This is a genomic window from Mesorhizobium sp. M8A.F.Ca.ET.208.01.1.1, from assembly GCF_004791315.1.
GTDB lineage: Bacteria > Pseudomonadota > Alphaproteobacteria > Rhizobiales > Rhizobiaceae > Mesorhizobium.
Map to the genome: position 1 here is coordinate 299,448 of NZ_SRUT01000005.1, position 21,243 is coordinate 320,690.

A 21,243-nucleotide genomic window follows, 5' to 3' on the forward strand; every position below is an offset into this window, starting at 1 on the left:
ATGGATTGGCCGTTTCTTTTGGATGTCCTGCGGCAGCTCCTGTCCGGCCTGCCGCTCACTCTGCAGCTTGCCGCCTTGTCGCTTTCGATAGGTTTTGGTTTGGCAGTGTTGGTGGCTGCGGCCGCAGCCTGCCCGTTGCCGCCTTTGCAATGGCTTGCCCGGGCTCATGTCGAGGTGTTTCGTGGGACGCCGCTCCTGGTGCAGATATTCCTGATCTACTACGGCCTCGGCCAGATCATCATTTTGCGCCAGTCCTTTCTCTGGCCGTTCCTGCGCGAGCCATATTGGTGCGCAATCCTGGCTCTGGCACTTAATACCTCAGCCTATACGGCCGAGATCATTCGCGGTGCGGTCCAGGCGGTGCCGCCGGGCGAAATCGAAGCAGCTCGCTCGTGCGGCATGTCGGGCTTCCTGCTGCGTCGCCGGATCATCTGGCCGATTGCGCTACGCCAGGGGCTCCCAGTCTATGGCAGCGAGGTGATCCTGATGATCAAGGCAACATCCTTGGCCAGTATCATCACCCTGACCGAGGTGACCGGCGTCGCCTACAAACTGATTTCCTCGACCTATCGCGTCCTGGAAATCTTCGTGGTCAGCGGCGCGATCTATCTGGCGCTCACCTTCCTCCTGAGTTCAGCTCTTTCGCTGGTCGAACGGAGACTGCACGCCCATCACGCACATCGCAAAGCCTAGCACCCCATAGGAGACCCACATGGCTCATGTCGCCGCCTCCGCCGCCTCAAATAGAACTGCTGAAACTGCCGCTATCTCAGTTGAAGGCCTTCACAAGCACTTTGGTAGTGTGGAGGTCCTGAAGGGTATAGATTTCGAGGCCAAGGACGGAGAAGTGGTCTCCATTCTGGGGGCGTCCGGCTCCGGCAAGTCGACTTTTCTGCGTTGTCTCAACCTTCTAGAGATGCCATCGGCGGGACACCTGCGCATCTTTAGCGAGGAGGTCAGGCTGCGGGCAACGAACGGCAACCTATCAATCGCGGATCGCAAACAGGTCGATCGGCTCCGCACGCAAGTGGCGATGGTCTTCCAGAATTTTTGCCTCTGGAGCCATATGAACGTCCTCGATAACCTTATGGAGGCGCCGCTCCACGTCCAGCGCCGAAACCGCGCAGAGGTCCGGGACGAGGCCGAGGCCGTTCTCAAGCGGGTGGGCCTGCTGGAGCGGGCCAAGGCGTACCCAGCCCAGTTGTCAGGCGGCCAACAACAGCGAGCAGCCATTGCTCGGGCCCTGGTCATGAAACCGCGGGTCTTGCTCTTCGACGAACCGACATCCGCACTTGATCCCGAACTGGTTGGGGAGGTCTTGAAGGTAATGCGCGACCTAGCGGCGGAGGGCCGAACCATGCTCATCGTCACCCATGAAATGGCATTCGCACGCGACGTGTCGAGCCGAGTCTTGTTTCTGGATCAGGGGCGGATCGAGGCTGAAGGCAAACCCAATCGTCTGTTTGGTGGCGGCGCAAACGAGAGGTTCGACCGGTTTGTTTCCCGGTTTAACCAAGGTTGAGGCAAATACTCTGATCTGCAATAGATTCGGCCCTGGGGCTGCACCATGGCAAGGCCGTCCACCACGGATCAAGCGCGCGGCCGGAGGGAGCGGGCTAGGGGCCGACGTCACTGTGATGAAGCTGGAAGCTGACAGCCCGGTTCCGGCTCCAGCTGCCCGGCGGTAATGCGCCTCATCCCTGTCGTTCAGGGCCGCCTGTACACCCTCAGAAGCGGACATCGCAGGTGCCGACGATGCGCGGCTTGCGCCATTACGCGATACCGCAAATCAAAGCCTACACTTTTATTGTCAGGGTCGAGAGCTGGTCAGTGTCGTAACGGTCCCGCAAGTGGGCAAGCGCTTTCGGATCCGGAGAGCTGTGTGTAGCCAGTTTGGCAAGTTCTTCGAAATAGTGTTCATGCCCAGGCGGAGAGACGGTCATCAGCACCCGCGCAGGCTTTTCGCCGATATTGGTGATATTGTGCGGCGCCCCCGGTGGAATAAACAGGAAAGTACCTGGGGTCGCGTGGATCGTCTTGTTCCCTACATGCCACACGCATTCGCCCTCAAGCACAAAGAAGGTTTCCTCCTGCACGCGGTGAACATGAAGGCCGGTGGCGAACCCGGCCGGGATTGTCCAGTCGAACATACTCGTATGTTTCGTATCCTCGCCAGTGACGAGGAACACCATTGGATAGCCACGTAGCATGACCCCCTTGTTCTCTTCGGGCATGCGAATGACGGGAGCGACGCTCATCTGATCCTCCATTGGTAACATGTGGGCAAGATGTGCTTGGCGTTTCGGCAAGTCCTTAGGCCGTTCCGAAATCGTTGCGAAAAATTCACAAACGGTATCTTCTTCGCAAATGCCAACACGCTTTGCATTTGGCCCGTTTCGCCTCGACGCCGATGCGGGAATTCTATTCCACGGCGTCGAGCCGACGCCGCTCGGCAAGCGGGCGGTCGCGTTGCTTGCGCGGCTTGTGGAAAAGGCGGGTGCGCCGGTTCAGAAAGAAGCTTTGATCGAGGCGGCGTGGTCCAGACAGGCCATTGAGGACAGCAACCTTACGGTCCAGATTGCGGCGGCACGGCGGCTCCTTGAGGACTTGGCGGGCGGCGCATGCTGGATCGAAACGCTGCCGCGACGCGGCTACCGCTATATCGGGCCGGCGGTCACAGCCGATAGCCGCGATCCGAGAGTCGATGGAGCAGAACCGGCAACGCTGACATTGCCGGACAAACCCTCGGTCGCGGTTTTGCCGTTCTCGAACCTAAGCGGCGATCCGGAGCAGGATTATTTCGCCGACGGTATGGTTGACGATATCATCACCGGCCTGGCGCGCATCAACTGGCTGCTCGTCATCGCGCGAAATTCGACCTTTGCCTACAAGGGCCGCGCCTTGGACGTGAAGCAGGTCGGCCGCGAGCTTGGCGTCCGGTATGTACTCGAAGGCAGCGTGCGGAGGGTCGGGGGCCACGTGCGCGTGACCGGCCAGATGATCGATGCATCGACCGGCGCTCATGTATGGGCCGAGCGATATGACCGCAGCTCCGACGATATCTTCTCGCTTCAGGATGAGATCGCCATTTCGGCCGTCGGCGCAATCGCACCGAGCCTGCGGCGTGCCGAAATCGACAGGGTGAGGCGCAGGCGTCCGGATAACCTGGATGCTTATGACCTTGTGCTTCGGGCCCAGCTTGACGTTGATTCCGGAATGCCTGAGCGGGCGATGCGAGCGCTCGTGCTGCTCGAACGCGCCATCGAACTCGATCCGGCCTATGCGCTGGCGCACGGCAACGCTGCGATGTGTCACCACTGCCTCTTCCTCCGAAGGGGCTTGGAGGAAGCCAACCGCGCCGCATCGATACGCCATGCGCGCTCCGCCATCCTTCATGGACAGGACGATGCGTCCGCATTGACTCTCGCGGGATTTTCCCTCGGCATGGATGGTCATGACCGCAGCGCTGCTTTGACTGCAATGGAAGCCGCGCTTGCGATCAGCCCGTCATCGGCGCTGACCTACATTCTCGGCAGCGTCGTCCTCGGATGGAGCGGAGAAGCAGAGCGAGCCATCGAGTGGAGCGAACGAGGCATGCGGCTAAGCCCATTTGATCCTTGGGCCTTCGCCGCTTTCGACGCGCAGGCGATGAGTCATTTGCTGTGCGGCCGCTACGACGAAGCCTGTCGCGCCGCTTACAAGTCCGTTCAGGCCAATCCCGCACACAGCATCACTTATGTGCAATTGGCCGCTGCGCTTGCCAAACTCGGCCGGTTGGAAGAAGCGAGGGCAGCTGCCGCACGGGTGCTCGAACTGCACCCAACTTTTCGCTACGGTCGCCAGTTTGCGGGCGTGAACTGCGCTCAGGCGCTCGCGGAATGCCTTGGTGATGCGCTTCATGCTGCCGGGCTACCAGAATAGCGCGGCGCTCTCGTGAGTATGATCGGTCCGGGCCAATGAGCGGATGTCGCATGAGACGGCCGGTTGGCGGCGGTTCAATTCCGGTTGCCGGATTCTATGGGTGCAACCAAACTGGTGAAAAACGGCACTAAGCCAGGATTTTTGGTCCTTCATCCTGCCAATCGCCAAAATACATCAGGTGGTTGGATACCATCAAAAATACCAACACCGAGACGGGGGAAACCCACTTAATAATGGTGCCGGCCTTCATCGCGCCGCCGACCTAGCGGCCCCTCGAAACCTCTAGTGCAGGCGCAGGGCTTTCGTCCGCGTATTCGGGTATCGCCGCCTTGGCGTACCCCTGCCGGATGCGTTCGGCGTCGGCCGGATTGCTGAAGGGTAGCCGCCCCACGTGCTCTGAAAAGCGATAGCTCGGGTTTATCTCTTTTAGCTCGGCGCTCACGCGCCGTGCTTCATCGACGTCGCCGAGGTGGCCCAGCGCGGCAATAAGGAGCCCCCGCGACAGGTCGGTCTTGGGCGACACGCGGATACGCTCGCGAAATGCCTCGACCGCTTTCTGGTACTCCCCGGCCAGGAGGTAAGCCGAGCCGATGAAGTGCCAGGTCAAATGGCCCTGCAGCGGATCGAGGCGCAGCGCGTGCTCCAGATCCGGAATCGCCTCCAGCGGCGCGCCGTTGTAGATGTTGCCCACCCCGCGCAGGCCGAAGGCCAGTGCGAAGTTGGGGTTGAGAGCAAGCGCCTTCTCCACCTCCTCGCGATGTCCGGCCGGATCCTTCTCCCAAAACTTCACCAGCGCGGCCATGTAATGCCCATAGGGCAGGTTGGGGCCCTTCTCGAGCGCCAGCCGACTATAATGGGCAGAGAGTTCCTTGCTGTCGGTGCGCCCGCTCCAGTGGTTCTGAAAGTCGTGGTTGTAAGCGTGAGCCAGGCCGGCATACGGTTCGGCATAGTCGGGGTCGAGCTCAATCGCCTGGATGAACAAGGCGACCGCGCGCTCGAATGTCTCGTTTGTCTTATCAGGACCGGACAAGACCTCGCGCCCGCGCAGGAAAAGATCATGCGCCTGGATGTTTCTCGTTGGTGTATGGGCGATGCGCGCCGACTCGGCCGGGGTCAGGGCAACCCTGAGGGCTTCGACGATGCGGCGCGTCACGTCGTCCTGCAGCGCGAAGATATCGGTCATGTCGCGGTCGTAGCGGTCCGCCCAGACATGGGTCCCGGTCCGCGCATCGATCAACTGGGCATTGATCCTGACGCGGTTGCCGGCGCGGCGGATCGAGCCCTCGAGCACCGCAGTCACGCCGAGCTCGCGCCCGACCGTCCGGACATCGATGTTCTTGCCTTTGTAGGTGAAGCTGGAGTTGCGGGCGATGACCGAGAGGCCGGCGACCTTCGACAGGTCGGTTATGATGTCTTCGCTGATGCCGTCGGCGAAGTAGTCCTGCTCGGTGTCGCCGCTCATATTGGCGAACGGCAGGACGGCGATCGACAGCTTTGCCGACTTTGATCCTGCGGGCCGGCTCGTCGAGGGTTCCGACGTCGCGATCGCCTTCGCGCCGGCGGCACCGACCGCCAGCGAATAAACTCGGATCGGCTCGGCGATGTTCTTGAGCTGCGTGCTGCCGAGATCGGCGACCGAGAGGTTGAGCCTCGCTTTGACCTGGCGATAGGCATCTTCGGACAGGCAGATGGCCCCGGGCGCCGCAACGCCCTCCAGACGCGACGCGATGTTGACACCATCGCCCATCAGGTCGCCGTCGCTTTCCTCGACAACGTCTCCCAGATGAATGCCGATCCGGAACTCGATGCGACGGTCCTGCGGTACACCGGCGTTGCGCTCCACCATTCCGTTCTGCACCTCGATAGCGCAGCGGACGGCATCCACCACGCTGCGGAACTCGACAAGCGCTCCATCTCCGGTGCGCTTGATCACGCGCCCGTTGTGCACGGCGATGGTCGGATCGATCAGGTCGCTGCGTAGTGCCCGCAACCTCGCCAAGGTGCGATCTTCGTCTTCGCTGGCGAGCCGACTATATCCGACCACGTCTGCGGCTAGAATTGCGGCTAGCTTGCGATTCTCACCCATAGCGCCCTCCGCGGCTATCGAGGTTAGCACAACGAACCGTTGAGCGCCTCCCCATTCGATGGGTGCGATCCTGGCGAAAGTCGTCGTTGAAATTAGCGCGCCTAACGGCAGCTATTCAAGCTCGACGCCCGTAAGCCGACAGTCAGAACTCGGCCTCAAATCGGTTATCGGAAACGGCAGCGTATGATCGGTCTTGGCCACCTATCGGCGCTTTCCACCCTCGATCATCGCCCGCCGTTTAATTAGCCACGATGTCAGCATGCGTGACCCAACCGGTTGCGGATATTGTGATTGCGGCGGGTTATGGTTGGACCTCTGCGCCGAGCCGAGGTTGGACGCGTAGCGTGCTTTCAGTGCATATCCGACCTAAGTCCTGAGGTAGCGCCAGCGAAGGTCCTGCATTCGCCTTTTTCTGGGCATAGTGGGAATATCTCCGTCTCTTCTGCGTTGTCTCAATGTATTGAGGAGGAAACCTATCATGCAGAATCCAAAATTAACCCGAACCTTGCTGCTCGCCCTTCGGGCGTCAACTGTCCTGGCTTTGGTGGTGGCGCCCTATCAGCTCAGCTTTGTGAGCTCGGGCAAGATCCAAATAGCCGCCGCGTATGCCAAGAGCGAGGGTGGCGGCGGCAGTAGTAGTGGTGGTGAGGGTCATGGCGGCAACTCCGGGTCTGGCAGCGATGGAGATCACGACTCTGGGCACGGCGGCAACTCTGGCCGCAGTGGCAGCGGCGATGGTGCAGACCACGATGCCGGTGACGACATTGGGCATGATGGGCAGGAGCACGTGAACGCGGCAGACGATAAGGTCGAGATTTCAGGTGACAAGACCGAAGTCACCCATCCCGACGGCACAAAGGAAGAGATTGAGAATGGCCGCCTGGAGGTGAAGGACCCTTCGGGGCGCACTATAGTTGAGCGTGCTGCAACACCCGAGGACATCGCGCGACTGCAGTCGCTGTAAGCACAGATCTGTATGGCACAACGCGTCAATTCACCTCCGTCTGCGGGCGAGGGCGCTCTGAAGCCTTTCAACAGCGTAACTTTTTGACGGACCCATGCGTCGGCTTTCGGTGCCGTAAGCAAAAAACCCAGCTGGATCAATGATCTAGCTGGGTTGAAACAATCGAGTCTGACCAATTCAGATCCACCCAAACGCCACATAAAGCTTCAAAGCATAAATGTTGGGGGAGCCCAAAGTTTGTGCTACAAATTGTGCTACCTATTGTGATATTGCGATGCTTATCCACTGGTTTGGACCTATTCGTCTCAGTCTCATTGATCGCACCCGTCACACTTACCTCAAGTACGAGGCGGCGCCGGACTGTGTCGAGGCGCTGGGTGCACTCAACCGCTGGCCCGGCCGAACCGGTATCCCGATCGCCGTGTATCTGAAGCGATGGGAGGCGAGCTGTGCTGAGCTTCAAGCCTCGCCCCGACTGCCTGTCCGCCTGCGCAAGCTGTTGCGCATCGCGTGATCAGCCCAAGCCAGCGAGTATTGTCATCTGGGATCGTCACGCGCGGAATAAAGTGCGGACCCGTCCGCTTGCGGGCTCAAGCCCTCGCGGCCACGCGCGCCAATGGCCGCTCCCATTGCGAGCGGAATTTCGCACCGATTGCACCGACCATAAGCTGCAGCCAGTCGTGCTGGGTCGCGCCGGAAGGTGTTCATCGACACAGTTTACGGCAGTTGCCCTGAATGTGCTACATATTGTGATAAAACTAAATAAAAACAACATTCTTATGTCGCATATCGACCCCAGCCAACGGGGCCTTATGACAAACGCGTCTCTTCGCTATGTATTGGCAAGCCCTGGGGTGAAAAATGCCTGGACTAAGCTTCGGGCCATAGGTCGAGTCCTCGTTCAACCCTTAGAACGTTTGACTCGCTCACGCACTGCGGAAAGGCGCCTTTCCTTCGCCTGAAGATTCTGCAGCGCGGCCTCCAGGTGGTCATATAGCGGAAGCCATGCCTCGCCTTGCTCGCCGCGTGCGACGATGATTTCTGCGATGCGGTCGAGAACTCGTTCGATGCGCTCGGTAGTGACCGGACGACGAGTGGTCGAGTGCGCTCTCACGAAATCACCCTCCTGCAAGGTCACCGGGTCAGCATCCCTCTGTAGTCGGATTTGGATCATGGGGGAAGGCTGGCGCAATATTGATCGATCGACAGCAGTAAGACATCGGCTGCTCTAGCCGCCTACGAGTGACTCTATAGTAATCGGCGATGCGCTCTCTTACGGACTTCCTTGCTAGCCTGCCTGGTATCATGCCCATTAAGACGAGAAGGCTCGTTCTTGAAGGAGATGTTCTGTCGAAAGCTGAGCGCGCCGACATCTACATACCCGAAAGGAATTGGCTCGATCTCGTTCTTGAGGTTGGTCCTGATGCAGCCGCAGCGATCCTGTTAGCCTACAAAAACGGGCGCCTTCCGATGAAGAGAGGCTGTACGCCAACGAATTCGCCTCAAGCAGAAGCTTATCTTGCCGAAGGAGACAAACTTAGGAAGCAACTCGCGGAGAGAAGGAGCAGAGCAAGCGGTTAAAGACCCATCGCTCATTCTAGAGCGAGATCTCATGCATCGCCTGATCGACAGCGTGTTTATTGCTAACATTGGCACCGGATCAGGTCCGATGGTGTTAGCGGGCATCACTGTGCATAAGCAGGTCATCGGCTACAAGAGCGATAGCGGGAAGAGCACAGGTTGGCGCCTTCGGTTGACTGGACAGGATCGGATGGTCAGCCCCGGCATTCCGAGACGGTCCCGCCGTAGGCCGACAATCGACGCAACGACCCTGATCGAAACTGGGGCTTGCATGAATGATGGCGCTACCAAGTGCCAATGGAGCAGGCTGGCTCTTTTGGTTGCGATGGATGGATCGCTCCAGCGGGGCGTGATAGACTGTGCTGACGGTACTTTTTGAGATCGGGTCGAGTGTGCGACTGAGCACCGAGAGAGCGAAAACCGACCGATTGGCTCCGATAGTCTATGAAACCTCAAAACTTTTTTTGCGGCGATTTTCCGTTTAAAGTCAATAGTGTAACTTTTTGAGGGGCCGTGTGTCGGCTTTCAGTGCCGCAGGAAAGCAAAAACCAAGCTAGATCAAGGTCCTAGCTGGGTTGGAAACGATCGAGTGGGAGCAGGGGAAACGGCGGCGATAGGGCGGGTTCGGCACTGTAGCCTTCGCTTTTACCCATTGCATCCAGTATCAGTCGCCTCCCAAAAGATGGTGGCAAAGCTGAATGCTGAACATGTCAAGCATTGATGTAAAGCGTCCTTAGAACCGTGTCGCGCTTTGGCGTACAATGACGTGCACATAGGCGGCTGAACCAGCAGCGATGGTTTGATATTGGAATCCTGCATCACTCGCTGCCTGCCGGCATGGCTTGAAAGTTTTCCTCGACAATCTGGCGCATCCGGCACTTCGGAATGGAATTGCCGCTCGTCTTGTCTTTGGCCATCCCATGACGAGGCCTTCCGACTTCACTGCACCCCGTCTCTGGGTTCAAGCTTGGTGAATGCGTCGGATCCGGACGGCCATGCCGGTGCGGTTAGACACTCATTGCGGATGGGTCTGCTCTGAGGTACCTTGCACATTCCGAAGGTGCCTGCCGCCGCGATGGTTTTTCAGTCTTTTTCCTGTTGCTGTTTCGGCGGATTGTGAGTTCTTCATCAGACCTTGATACCGCAATCTGGGGAGCTTGTGGTCGTCAGGTCGCGGCGGTTGAGGCGGTTGCCATGCTCCGGCTGTGCGGATTAATCGCGGTTTTCCTCGTGGCCGCCTTCACGACGTTCGATGCGTCGGCCGATCGAAGGGTCGCGCTTGTGATCGGCAATTCCGAGTACCGGGAAATCCCCGCCCTCAAGAATCCCGACAAGGATGCCGAGGACGTATCCAAGACGTTTCGGCTGGCCGGCTTCGAAGTGTTCGTTGCCAAGGACCTCACAAAGCTGCAATTCGAGGAGCAGTTCCGCAACTACCTTGCTGCGGCGGACGGCGCCGATCTGTCCGTCGTCTACTATTCCGGTCATGGCTTTCAGATTGGTGGCGAGAATTTCCTGATCCCCGTCGATGCCTCGCTGAAGAATGCAGCCGACATAGAGGTCCAGGCGGTCAAGCTGGATGATGTCCTGCAGCAATTGCGCGCGAAATCGAAGATCCAGGTGATCATCCTCGACGCCTGTCGCAACAATCCGTTTCCGCGCAAGGATTATTGGCTGAGGGACCAGCTGATCACGGCCGGCAACACCGGTCTTGCACAGGTCAAAAGCTCGCTGAATACGCTGATCGCCTTTGCCACCGAGCCAGGGGCGGTCGCCTATGATGGAGGCGGAGACCTCAGCCCGTTTTCGTCCGCATTTTCGCGTCGGGCGCTGGCGCCGAACCAAGAGATACGCACGGTCATGGCCGCGGTGCGCCGGGATGTGGTCGAGGCCACCGACGGCAAGCAGGTTCCCTGGGAAAACTCCTCGCTCATCGACGAAGTTGTCCTGATGCGCCGTGCCAGCCGGCCTTCGCTGCCGCCGGTTCTTGAGAAAGTCGTGCCGTCGGGTGTCGGGCCTGTTGCCCTTGACCTGCCGGAACCGGTCGATGTCGATGGCGGATCGATCACCGTCAGCATCGAAAGGCCGCCCGTGCTCGGACGCCTGCTGCTGGACGGCAGGGCCGTCGAGGTCGGCGAAGAGATTCAGGGCGTGGACCTGCCACGCCTGAAGATGGATGTGCCCAAGGGCGCCGGTGCGCCCGAAGAGGTGGACATGCTGGCCTACGCCACGCATGACAATTGGGGTGGCGAAGCCCGGGGCATCATGGTGTTCCGTGTCAAGGATGGCCACGGCGCCCAAGGCGAACAGATTGCGGCTTCGCTCGAGACCGAGCAGAAGCAGCAGGTGCTGGAGCGGGGCATTCATATCACCGGCGCCGCCGAGGCGATCGAAAACCGCGAGATCAGCGTCCCGGTCGGAGTAGGCCCGGTTCCGCTGAATCTGGATTTCCCCACAAAGGATCCCTCCGTCAGCCTGAAACTCGCGAGCTATCCGGCAACGGGAACGCTGTCCCTGCCGGATCGTGCCCTGTCGCCGGAGTCGAGCCTGATGGCGGACGAGGTCGACCAGCTGCGCTACGAACCCCAGATCGGTGCTGCCCAGCCGGTAGAGGTCGGCTTCGAAATCCGCGCCGACAGCAGTTCATCCAAGCCCGCCACCATGAAGCTGTCGCCACGCGTCGATCCTTGCGACCAGGCCGCCGGCGAGCCTCTCGACCTGCAAGGCGTCGTCCCCGGCCTGCTTCCGAATGAAATCGGCACCGAGGCCGTGAAGGCCTGCGAGGCGGCGGTGAAAGCCTATCCCGACGTCGCCCGCTTCCGCTACGAACTGGGCCGAGCGCTGCTGGCAGCCGGCAAGGTCGAGTACGCCAAGAAAGCCGTCCAGGCGGCAGCCGACAATGGTCACGTCCGTGCCGTGTTCGAGCTTGGCTACTTCAACGCGACGGGCACGGGAATGCCTGCCGACCGCAAGCAAGCCAATGCCTTTTATGCGGCGGCGTCCGACAAGGGCGATCCTTACGGGATGACGTCATGGGGACGTGCCCTGTTCAACGGCTATGGCGTCGAGCGCGACACTGGCAAGGGGCTGGACCTTCTGCTCAAGGCGGCAGCCATGGGCCATACCTACGCGATGAATGATCTTGCCGCGATCTTCACGGAGGGCCGCAATGGCGTGCCCGCCGATCCGGCCCGCGCCGTGGCCTTCTTGAAGGCGGGCGTTGAGCGGCAGGACATGTATTCGATGAACCTGCTCGGCCGAAATTACCTCGCCGGCGTAGGTGTCGGGAAGGATCCCAGCCAGGCGCACGGGCTCTTCCAGAAGGCCATGGATCTCGGCCAGCCTTACGCTCCGGCTAGCCTCGCGCGCATGTACCGGGACGGTGTCGGCGTCGGGCAGAACCTCGATGAAGCGCAGAGACTGTTCGAACTGGCCACGGCCCGCGGCGATCAGTCCGGCGCCTATGACCGGGCGGCTCTCGAAATGCAGAAGGGCGACAAGGCCGACCAGGCGATAGCGGTGCGCTACCTGGCCTTCGCGGTGGCACTCGATCTTCGCAAGGAATTGCCGGGCGCCCAGGCGACGCTGACAAAATTCGGCGTGAAGGCGAAAACGGCGGCGCTGAAGCAATTGCACGGCGAACTCAAGTCGAAGATCGCGGCGAACGGCTCGCTGGACGACCAACTGGTCAAGACGGCCAGAGCGGTCTGGGAGCAAGCCAATCCGCGTCGGGACTTGTTTTGATCACAAGGAGGCAATGGTGGGCACGGCAGTGAAGCAGGCATTGATTGCAACGGTTCTATCCGGTGCCCTGGCGGCGCTAGCGGGCTGCATGTCCGTTTCGCCCACGGCCGAACCAACGGTGACGACGACGAAGCACAGACAGAAGCTCGTTCGCACGACGTCCACGCCAAAGATCGACCAGCAGAAGAAGGTCACCGCCAAAAAGGTGATCAAGCCGGTTGAGGAAACGGCACCTGTCCCCCCGCCAGTCACTCCGTCCATGGGTGGAGGCGGGAACGGAGGTAGTGGAGGCGGCGGTTGGGGAGGTTGATCAAACCTCAAGAATGCCGGACGTAGCTACGACCATGTCCTGGTCGTGGCGGCACTGACTCCCGGATCGTTTCACACCGGCTTAGGCTTAGTTCAGGAATGGGGCAGCATCAGTTCTTCGCCGATTATCCTGCATTCTTAGGATTTGCAGCCGTACTCGCCAACCAACCGCGAGTGCTCTATGCTCCCCGCTTGATGTCGGGTCGATACGGTGGTCCTGGGCAGGGGCGTTCCATGTTCGAAGTCGTCGCATTCTGGTGGAAGACAACGTCGAAAGGCCTTGCTGCAGCAAGGGCTCTTGGCCTCACGTTGTTGCTGTTGCTCGGGTCGCAAGCCGCCAGCGCCGCGCCGAACTGGACGCTCGATCCCGCAGCTTCGGTGATCACCTACCAGTCGGTCAAGAAGAACACGATCGTCGAGACCAACAAGATCAGGAACATCACCGGCACGCTGAGCGCGGCGGGTGATGCCAAGGTCACATTCGACCTCAACTCGGTCGATACCGGCGTCGACCTGCGCAATGTTCGCATGCGCTTCCTGTTCTTCGAGACATTCAAGTACCCGACGGCCGAGCTGACGGCGAAGGTGGATCCCGCCGCATTCGCCGATCTCGCGACAAAGCGCAGGGTGAAGGCAACCTTGCCTTTCCGTCTCAATCTGCACGGCGTCGACAAGGACCTCGAGGCCAGCGTCGTCGTCACTATGATCAGCGACACCATGGTGTCGGTTGCTTCGGAGGCTCCGGTCGCTGTCCATGTCGAGGATTTCGGCCTGTTGCCGAACGTTGACAAGCTGCAACAGGCAGCCAATGTCACCAACATCGTGCCGACCGCGTCGGTATCGTTCGATTTCGTCTTCACCGCTGACGGCAGCAAGCCGGCCGCCGCTCCGACCGCCGCGGCGAATTCAGCCGAGGTTGGCCCCGTTGCCACCGATGCCGCCAAGGCGAACTTCAGCGACGAGGAATGCCTGAACCGGTTCGCCGTGCTGTCGCGCACCGGCGCCATCTACTTCCGGCCGGCCAGCGCGCGGCTCGATGCGAAGAGCCGGCCGTTGCTTGAAGAGGTCGAAGGTGTCGTCGGCAAATGCCCGAGCCTCAAGGTCGAGGTCTCCGGTTACACCGATTCCGACGGCTCGCCGGAGGCGAACAAGCAATTGTCCGAACGGCGGGCCCAGGCGGTCGCCGATGCCATTGTTGCCGCGGGGATTGCGCGCACGCAGATCACGGCGACCGGGTATGGCGAGGAGCGGCCGGTTGCCGCCAACGATACGCCAAAGAACAAGGCGCTCAACCGGCGGATCGAGTTTTCCGCGACCAAGCTCTGAGGGTGCGGTGAGGTCCGGTCTGATCGCCCGTTGCGGCCGCTTCTTTCGCGCCGCCGGTCTCGTGGTACTCGCCTTGCTGTTGACTATGACGGCCGCCAGCGCCGAGCGCCGCGTCGCCCTTGTCCTCGGCAACGCCCAGTATCAGCACGCGGCACCCCTCGCCAATCCGGTGCGCGACGCCCAGGCCATGGCCGAACGCTTGAAGAAGCTCGACTTCGAGGTGGTTTCGGGCTTCGACCTGACCAAGCCGCAGACGCAGGCGACGATCGCCCAGTTCGCAAAACAGGTGCGCGGTGCCGATATCGCGCTGTTCTTCTACGCCGGCCACGGCTTGCAGGTTTCGGGCAAGAACTACCTGCTTCCGGTCGACGCCGCGCTGGAGGACGAGACTTCCCTCGACTTCGAGGCCGTGTCGTTTGATTTTGTTTTGCGCCAGATGTCACGCGAGACCAGCATCAGGCTGGTGTTCCTCGACGCTTGCCGCGACAATCCCCTCGCCGAAGTGCTGGCCAAGACTGCGGGCGTCCACGGTGCGATGAGCGGCCTGGCCGAGATCCCGATCGAGAACGGTGGCGCCGGCACGCTTGTCGCTTTCGCCGCCAGTCCCAATCAGGTCGCCTATGACGGGTCGGGCGAACATTCGCCGTTCACTGCGGCGCTGCTTCAGCACATCGGCGAAGCCAACGTCTCCATCACCGAGGCGATGAACCGGGTGACCGGTGATGTCTTCAAGGCAACCGCCGGCAAGCAGCGCCCCTGGCTCAACGTTTCGCTGACAACGGAGGTCGTCCTGCACAAGGTCGATCTCAATGCGCCATTGATCGTGGGCGAGGCGAGCACACCTCAAGCCGAAGGCGGCTCCGACGCGCGCAACACCGGCCCGGCTAGTCCGTCAGGCCCGAGCAACGACCAGCTTGCGCTCGATGTGCTGCGCCAGAAAATCCCCAAACTGGCGTCGGATGCCCCGATCCTTTTTAATCATCCGGTCGACTTCGGCGATGCGGCGATCGACGGCAAGAGCATCGCCGAACTGATCAAGGGCAAGCCCCTGTTCAGCCCGGTGGAGGGGTTGGACAAGTCGGTCTGGGAAGGCAAGCACTGCGACGGCTGCCATGAATGGAACGAGGCCCGGCTGTGCGATCAGGCGAAGAATTTCGCCGCCAATGATGTCTCTGTCTTGCGCCTGCAACATCCGCTGGGAACACGCTTCAAGGTGGCGCTGGCCAAATGGGCGCAAGGCGGCTGCAAGTAAGCGGCTCTAATAGGCATCAGCCGATTGGCGCGCCTCGATCTCCGCCATCTGGATGCCCATTTCGACAAATGCGGAAAGAACCGCAAACCGGTCCGCGAGAGCGACACGCGCCAGGCCGGCCAGAATCCCGGCATTGACGGCGTGGGCAGCAGGTAATGGCGGCAAGGCCGGTGTTGTCGTCGCGTCCATGGCCGAACCATTGTTCCGCCATCCAGCAGCCAGCGCAATCCAGCCGACTGGCGTTGTTGCTGGTGTCGTCGCGGCCGTGCGGACGGCTGCCTGATGGCGGGGATTGTCCGGTTCAGCCACCCAGTCGCGAACATGCGCAAGCAATTCCTGATCGGTTCCATCGAACAGCTCGGTCAGATGGCTCAGGCATTCATGCGCCCACCAGACCGCGGCCCGCTCGGCAAGCAGGTAGGCACAGAATGTGATCGCTTCCTCGGGAACGCGCCCGGCGAGCAGGTGGCGGCAAAACGCGATCGAGTTTTGGTCGGTTGGAAGGGTTCTCATGTCCTCGGCAATAGCCGGACAAGCCGTGAAAAGATCTCGTGCCGTCTTGAATCGGAGCCCATTGGCCATGACCGCCACGCTTTCATCGAGAAGCCTTGGTCACTCAAGCCTCAGGCGCGGCGCGGGTCAAGTCTCGACCAATGATCCGGCAACAGCCAACGGCACTATCGTGCCGCCGGCGTTTATCGACAGACAATTGCACTGGAATTTGGTATGATCGCCATCATCGAAATCGGATGCTCAGATAGGAGTAACCGTTATGCAGTGGGGCAGTTCAACTTTTGTCTTGGCGGTCGTGGTGTTTTTCTCGACCCACGCTTTCGCCGATCCTGTTCAGAAATCAGAAGACATTGTCAAGTTCTTTGCCGGCGCGGCCGATCTCGGCAAGTCGCGGGGAATTTGCGTCGGCACCGAGGAGGAGTGCAAGAGCAAGACCAAGACCAAGGCAAAAGAAGCGCCGGGAGAGAAATCGAGTCTCGATATGCTGATCAATTTCGGCCTAGATTCGGCCGCACTCGACACCACTGCGCGCTCTGAACTCGACGAGTTCGCCAAGGCGCTGAAGGACAGCCGGCTGAGCACGTTCAGCTTCGTCGTCGAAGGCTACACCGACGCCACTGGCACTGTGCATTACAATGAGGGCCTGTCGCAACGACGAGCGAAATCGGTGGCAGCCTTCCTGACGGCCAGTGGTGTCGATCCCGCCCGCATCGACGCCATCGGCATGGGCGAAAAGAATCCACGCAGCCCCAACCCGTATGATCCGGTCAACCGTCGCGTGGAAATGCGGATTAAGGCGCAGTAACGCGCGGCGGTCAGTGTTTGAGCACGCTGCCCACGGCCACACCAGCGCCGAAAATCAGTGCCCTGGCGAGAAAATTGTCCCGCGGCCGAGCAGGTTCATCCCGCCGCACCATGATCTCGCGGTCGCGCCACTTCTGAGCGACCTGCCGTTGTTTGCGGGGTCCTTGTGCCACCGGCTTCATCGCGCGGGCTTTCTGCACGACGGGCTTCCTCGGCTGTGCCGTACGGGCTTGATCGGCGTCATATCCGGCGCGCACGGCTGCCATCACGGGATCTGACTGGATCACCAGGAACGCCAGTTGCTCGCGCGTCAGATAGGTAGTTTGTGGCAGTCCGTTATCGGCTTGCCAGATGCCGATCGCCTCACGGGTCTGAGAGCCCAGGGTTCCGTCGATCAGCCCAAGCTCGTTGCCTAACGCTTCAAGCCGCAACTGCAGGTCGATGCGGCTCTGGCGGTCGAGGCCCATCGCACTTTCCGTCAACTCGGTGCCCGGCTTCTGCTTCATCTCGTCCGGAACGCTGACAGAGGTGCGCACGGCGGAGCCGGGACCGGCGTTCGCCTGGTTCGTATCGAGTGCCGCGACCTGCCGGTTTTGAGCGTTCGGGCCGTCCAATTCGTCGATGTTCAGCCGCGCTACGGTGGCGAAACGACCGTTCGGAAACTGGTCGAGATAGGCCTGGTAGAACGGACCAGAATTGTGCTTCGAGGCCTCATCCCAAAGACGTTGCTCGACTTCCCAGGAAAGAGAACCATTGGCGACAGGGGCAGGGGCGGATGTCGCGGATGCGTCGGCTACCGGATTTACGGCCGGCGGCGCCGCAGCGGCGACGGGTTTACCCAGGAAAACCTCGCGTCCCAGCGATGCGTTATGCCACGGCCGCTGGCGACCTTGCGTGGTTTCGGTCACCTCGCCGCGCACGCGCGTCAGCGCGCTCTGGATTTCGACGCCGGGCTCGGTCAGATGCCTGGCGAGCGCGGTGGAGTAAGGACTGTCGACCCCGTCGCCGTCGAAGGCGATGGCGCCCGGATCCGTTGCATAGGCAATAAGCAGGCCACCAGTATCGACGACGTCCGATCTTGCTTCGACCGGCGCCAGGCCGGTGCCCAACGAGGTGGATCGGCTTTTCGGCAGCGAGGCCGCCAGCGTCCTTGCCAGCGGATTGTCGCGGCAAGCGTCGAGGATGATGACGCCGATCGCCGGGTCGGGCGGAAGCGCGGCCATGAAGTCGTCGATCTGAATGGTGCGCGTCTTGAGATAGGCTGGCGATGTCAAATCGGCGTCGACCGGTATCAGGTAGTTCTTGCCGTCGACCTGCATGCCGTGACCGGCATAGAAAATGACCGCCAGGTCGGCGTCGTAGGCTTGCTCGGTGAACCGGCTGATGAGGCTGTGCATGCCTGCATTGTCCTGATCGACCCCTTCGATCACCTCGAAGCCGGCATCGCGCAGTGTCGATGCGATGAGGCGGGCATCGTTGGCGGGGTTGGGCAAGGTAACCGCATGGACATAGTTGGTGTTGCCGATCACCAGCGCGACGCGCTTGGCGTCAGGCACGGCTGCCTCGGCGCCGAAGGCGGCAACGAAAGCCAGGATAATCCCGCTCAGAAAGACTGTGATCGTTTTCATGGACCAGCCCTCTACCCACTGGGGGCACTGTTGATGTCTGCGGATGCCAGATTTCGTCGGCGACTGGGTCGCTTGTGCCAAAAATGGATCCTTGGACATATGTGATGCTGAGCCCAACTTTGGTTCACAGAGGCCCGAGAGATAGTGACACCAATGGCCTGAGGGGCTGATGCCGCACGGGCCGGGTCAAAGCGTATTCTGGATCGAGCTGATGAGGGCGGTGACGGCCTGCTTGTATTTTTCGAACTCCGGCGATGTCTGGCGGATCTCCGTAGTCGTCGACGGCGGGTTGGCGTCGGTGGCCACACGGCTCAGCTTCTGGCCCATCTTCCTTTCGGCCCAGTCCACCACATAGCTGGCTGTCTTGCCCGTGAGAAACGGGTTGGCCTGGATGACGGCGGACCCCAGCACGGCGCTCAATTGTGCCGAAGCTGGCGCCGACAGCACCTGATGCGCGCCTTCCATTCCCAGGAAATGACAGAGGTAGAGCCGGCCGGCCGTGATCTGGTGACCGCGCGCCCGAAGATACGCTTCGCCCTCGCGCGCCAGATTGCGAACCATCTCGCGCGAGATCGTGGCGTCGTAGCGCAGGGCGAGCAGGTCGGCGGTCGACAGCGAGCGCGCGAGGTCCGGACGGTAGGTATTCATCATCCGAATCCAGGTCTTCGTTATGAACTGGCCGGCGCCGGTCGCCGAGGAATTCGGGTTCTTGGCGCGGGCGCTGCCGCCACTCTCGACATGAACGATCCGCTCGGTCAGCGTTTCGACGGCGACATCGCCGGAATTGCCAGAATTGCCGGAATTGCCAGTCTCATAGGTGGCGACCGTGGTGGCAGTCCCTAGCGGATCGATCGCCTCGCCGTTCTGGTAGAGCTCGAAATGCAGATGCGGGCCGGTCGAGAGCCCGGTAGTGCCGATATAGCCAATGACGTCGCCGGCCTTCACCTTGGTACCGACTCCGCTCGCAATGGCGAATTTTTGCATATGCGCATAGCGCGTCTCGCGCCCGTTCGCATGCGAGATCTTCACCAGATTGCCATAGCTGCCGCCATCGCCCTGGAAGCTGATCTCGCCGTCGAAGGCCGCCATGATCGGCGTGCCGACAGGGGCTGCCCAATCCACGCCCTTGTGGATACGAACGACGCCGAGGATCGGGTGCTTGCGCGGGCCGAAGGTGGATGTCATGACCCCGTTCACCGGCGTGACCATGCCGTTGGCGACAGTTAGCGAACGCACCTCGTCATTGCCGGTGACGCAGGAGTACTGGCCGTCGCTCTGCTGGAAGACGAAACAGTCGATGGTCTTCTCACCGCCCTGGACGCCGACATAAAGCACCCGCCCGGACGTCTCATCCTTGCCACGCGGCGTCTGCGAGTAGATCAGCACTAGGCGCTGGTCCTCGCTGGTGAAGGCGTCGAGATCCTGTCCTCGCGACAGGTACATGATCGCCTCGCCGATGACGCCGGTCGGGACCTTGTTGCGCGCAGCCGTCGAATAGATCGCATCGAGCAGGCGGTATTGACGCTTGGGCCCGCCTTGGTCTGCACCGGAGTAGTTGAACAGATCCTCTTGCACCCAGGGATCGACACCCGACACGAAGGCGCCAGGGGCATTGCGCGTCAACGTGCCGACAAAGACATTCTTGGCGTAGATCGAGACCTGCATGAGCGACATCGTCGTCGTTTCGCGGTTCGGCCGGAATCCGCGCATGGCGACGACATAACCCGCTTCCAGGCCGTCCCGGTTGAAGAGCGCCTTCAAGGCTTCGCCCGCCAGCTTGGCATCGTCGGCGGAGAAATGCGCATCGAGCGCAACGCTGTCCAGGCTGCGGTCGTTGAGGATCTTCACGAAGGTGTCTTCGGTCGCCTCGAAGCGCTGGTACTCGTTGGTCGCGGTTGCGACGGTCGTATTGTTCTCGATCTGGGTCTTCTTGAAGGCGGGCAGCGCTGCCTCGCCCTGATCGATGGTCTCTCCCCAGCCGGCCTCCGCGTCGCCGGCATCCGCCTTGGGCGCCGAACCGGCCGGGGCCTCGCTCGCATCGGGTGCAGCCAGCTCATTATCCAGGTCCCCCTGCTGGTCGTTCGGTGCCACCGGCGGGGCAGGCGGAGCGGCCTGCTCGGTGGGTGCGGCGGCCGGCGATGTCGGAGCGGTCCGCCGCTGTGCCTGGAAGAAGGCGAAGTCCTCCTGCGTCGACGGGATCGTCGTCATGAACTTTTCGCTGGCACTCAGCATGACGTCGGAGAGGATCTCGATCTGCGGTGAGGCGCCGGAACTGTCGAGTTCGGACGGGCGCGCTACCGCATGGCCCTTGCTTGCCGTGTCGGCGTCGGGCGCAAGCGTGATCCACATCGGATCTCCGGCCAGTTCGATAATGGCAGGCACATAGACGGATGCATCTGCCGGCACATCGTCCGTGCCTTCGACCGCGTGCAGCTCCTCGTCTTCGTCGCCGAACGACCAATAGTCCGCTGTGAGGTAGAAACCGGTGGCGATCGATAGCAGGACAACCACGGCGAAACCGGCAATGAGCCGGCGCCAGAGCGTGCGCCTGCGCAGCGCGGCGCGCGCCAGTTTTTTCTCCCTGAAGCTGGTGTCGATACTGTGCGTCACGGATTGCTTCCGGTCAGGAAGAAGGTCCACCGCACCTGTTCAAGCGTATCGACTTCGAGAAACTGCGCTGCGATATGGCCGCGCTGCCAGCACTCGTCGATGCCGCGGATCGAAAAACGCCGCCGCTCGATGCACATCTCGGTCGACCCGGTCAGGATCGCATGGCCAAAGACATCAGTCGCGTAGATGTAGATGTAGCGGTTCGTCAGTTCCTCGCGGATGACGTTCACGCATTGATTTGCGCCGATGGTCCACCAGCCGTCAGTCTGGTCCGCATTGTCGACCTTCTGGCCGACCGCGAGATTGACGACGTCGAGTGTCTGATTGCAGACCGTGAATTCGGCCCGCGCTTCGCCGGGCGCCAGCACGGCCAGCAATGCCGCCCCTGCCATGACCGCAAGCTTCATGCGGCCCGTCAGGGCAACCAGGGCTCGAGCCGGCTCACGCTGCCCCAAGGGCAGGTCGGCGGACGAGTTGGGGAAACGCGAGCGGCAGCGTTCCATCG

The 21,243-nt window shown here is 61.2% G+C and carries 17 protein-coding genes; 10 read left to right on the top strand and 7 right to left on the bottom strand.

The genetic code is table 11. The annotated features are described in order from the left end of the window. A complete protein-coding gene (locus EN851_RS23445) occupies positions 1-693 on the top strand; it encodes an ABC transporter permease (protein ID WP_135880714.1) in 693 nt (230 codons plus the stop codon). Between the two features lie 19 nt (positions 694-712). After that, on the top strand, positions 713-1,522 hold the full coding sequence (locus EN851_RS23450; RefSeq protein ID WP_135907034.1) for an ATP-binding cassette domain-containing protein: 810 nt from the start codon (positions 713-715) through the stop codon (positions 1,520-1,522). 274 nt (positions 1,523-1,796) lie between these two features. Here the strand turns inward: EN851_RS23450 and EN851_RS23455 are convergent, their stop codons facing one another. Next, the gene (locus EN851_RS23455) at positions 1,797-2,258 is read right to left on the bottom strand and encodes a cupin domain-containing protein (RefSeq protein ID WP_135907036.1); all 462 of its coding nucleotides are present in this window, start codon (positions 2,256-2,258) and stop codon (positions 1,797-1,799) included. A gap of 109 nt (positions 2,259-2,367) precedes the next feature. On the opposite strand from EN851_RS23455, the gene EN851_RS23460 reads away from it, so the two are divergent. After that, a complete protein-coding gene (locus EN851_RS23460; RefSeq protein WP_135907038.1) occupies positions 2,368-3,921 on the top strand; it encodes a winged helix-turn-helix domain-containing protein in 1,554 nt (517 codons plus the stop codon). Positions 3,922-4,183: 262 nt separating this feature from the next. Here the strand turns inward: EN851_RS23460 and EN851_RS23465 are convergent, their stop codons facing one another. Next, on the bottom strand, positions 4,184-6,007 hold the full coding sequence (locus EN851_RS23465) for an adenylate/guanylate cyclase domain-containing protein (protein WP_135907040.1): 1,824 nt from the start codon (positions 6,005-6,007) through the stop codon (positions 4,184-4,186). A gap of 478 nt (positions 6,008-6,485) precedes the next feature. On the opposite strand from EN851_RS23465, the gene EN851_RS23470 reads away from it, so the two are divergent. Both EN851_RS23470 and EN851_RS23475 read left to right on the top strand, forming a co-directional pair. Continuing rightward, positions 6,486-6,971 carry a hypothetical protein gene (locus tag EN851_RS23470; protein WP_135907042.1) on the top strand — a complete coding sequence of 162 codons (486 nt, stop codon included), beginning with the start codon at positions 6,486-6,488 and terminating at the stop codon, positions 6,969-6,971. A 274-nt stretch (positions 6,972-7,245) separates the two neighbouring features. After that, on the top strand, positions 7,246-7,485 hold the full coding sequence (locus tag EN851_RS23475; protein ID WP_135880709.1) for a hypothetical protein: 240 nt from the start codon (positions 7,246-7,248) through the stop codon (positions 7,483-7,485). A gap of 387 nt (positions 7,486-7,872) precedes the next feature. On the opposite strand, the gene EN851_RS23480 is transcribed toward EN851_RS23475, so the two are convergent. Further along, positions 7,873-8,109 (bottom strand): hypothetical protein, encoded by a 237-nt coding sequence (locus tag EN851_RS23480; protein ID WP_135857355.1) that lies wholly within the window; start codon positions 8,107-8,109, stop codon positions 7,873-7,875. A gap of 1,637 nt (positions 8,110-9,746) precedes the next feature. Here EN851_RS23480 and EN851_RS23490 point away from each other — a divergent pair. The 3 genes from EN851_RS23490 to EN851_RS23505 all read left to right on the top strand — a co-directional run bounded on the left by EN851_RS23490 (position 9,747) and on the right by EN851_RS23505 (position 15,183). Beyond that, positions 9,747-12,296 (top strand): caspase family protein, encoded by a 2,550-nt coding sequence (locus tag EN851_RS23490; RefSeq protein ID WP_135907044.1) that lies wholly within the window; start codon positions 9,747-9,749, stop codon positions 12,294-12,296. 543 nt (positions 12,297-12,839) lie between these two features. After that, on the top strand, positions 12,840-13,931 hold the full coding sequence (locus tag EN851_RS23500; RefSeq protein WP_135907054.1) for an OmpA family protein: 1,092 nt from the start codon (positions 12,840-12,842) through the stop codon (positions 13,929-13,931). Between the two features lie 7 nt (positions 13,932-13,938). Beyond that, the gene (locus EN851_RS23505) at positions 13,939-15,183 is read left to right on the top strand and encodes a caspase domain-containing protein (protein WP_245511663.1); all 1,245 of its coding nucleotides are present in this window, start codon (positions 13,939-13,941) and stop codon (positions 15,181-15,183) included. Positions 15,184-15,189: 6 nt separating this feature from the next. Here the strand turns inward: EN851_RS23505 and EN851_RS23510 are convergent, their stop codons facing one another. Further along, complete coding sequence (locus EN851_RS23510) at positions 15,190-15,765, bottom strand: hypothetical protein (protein ID WP_189521918.1); 576 nt, start codon at positions 15,763-15,765, stop codon at positions 15,190-15,192. Here EN851_RS23510 and EN851_RS36470 point away from each other — a divergent pair. After that, a complete protein-coding gene (locus EN851_RS36470) occupies positions 15,764-15,913 on the top strand; it encodes a hypothetical protein (protein ID WP_167531251.1) in 150 nt (49 codons plus the stop codon). The two genes, EN851_RS23510 and EN851_RS36470, sit on opposite strands and share 2 nt — an antisense overlap. Positions 15,914-15,955: 42 nt before the next feature. Then, a complete protein-coding gene (locus EN851_RS23515) occupies positions 15,956-16,501 on the top strand; it encodes an OmpA family protein (RefSeq protein WP_135880703.1) in 546 nt (181 codons plus the stop codon). A gap of 10 nt (positions 16,502-16,511) precedes the next feature. Here the strand turns inward: EN851_RS23515 and EN851_RS23520 are convergent, their stop codons facing one another. From EN851_RS23520 to EN851_RS23530, 3 genes are all read right to left on the bottom strand, one after another. Then, positions 16,512-18,128: a caspase family protein gene (locus EN851_RS23520; protein WP_135907087.1), complete on the bottom strand. Its 1,617-nt coding sequence runs from the start codon at positions 18,126-18,128 to the stop codon at positions 16,512-16,514. Positions 18,129-18,314: 186 nt separating this feature from the next. Continuing rightward, positions 18,315-20,738, bottom strand: coding sequence for a M23 family metallopeptidase (locus tag EN851_RS23525; RefSeq protein ID WP_135907056.1), 2,424 nt, complete (start codon positions 20,736-20,738; stop codon positions 18,315-18,317). Next, positions 20,735-21,241 (bottom strand): DUF1036 domain-containing protein, encoded by a 507-nt coding sequence (locus EN851_RS23530; RefSeq protein ID WP_245511664.1) that lies wholly within the window; start codon positions 21,239-21,241, stop codon positions 20,735-20,737. Before EN851_RS23530 ends, EN851_RS23525 begins: the two co-directional genes overlap by 4 nt. Positions 21,242-21,243: the final 2 nt, after the last annotated feature.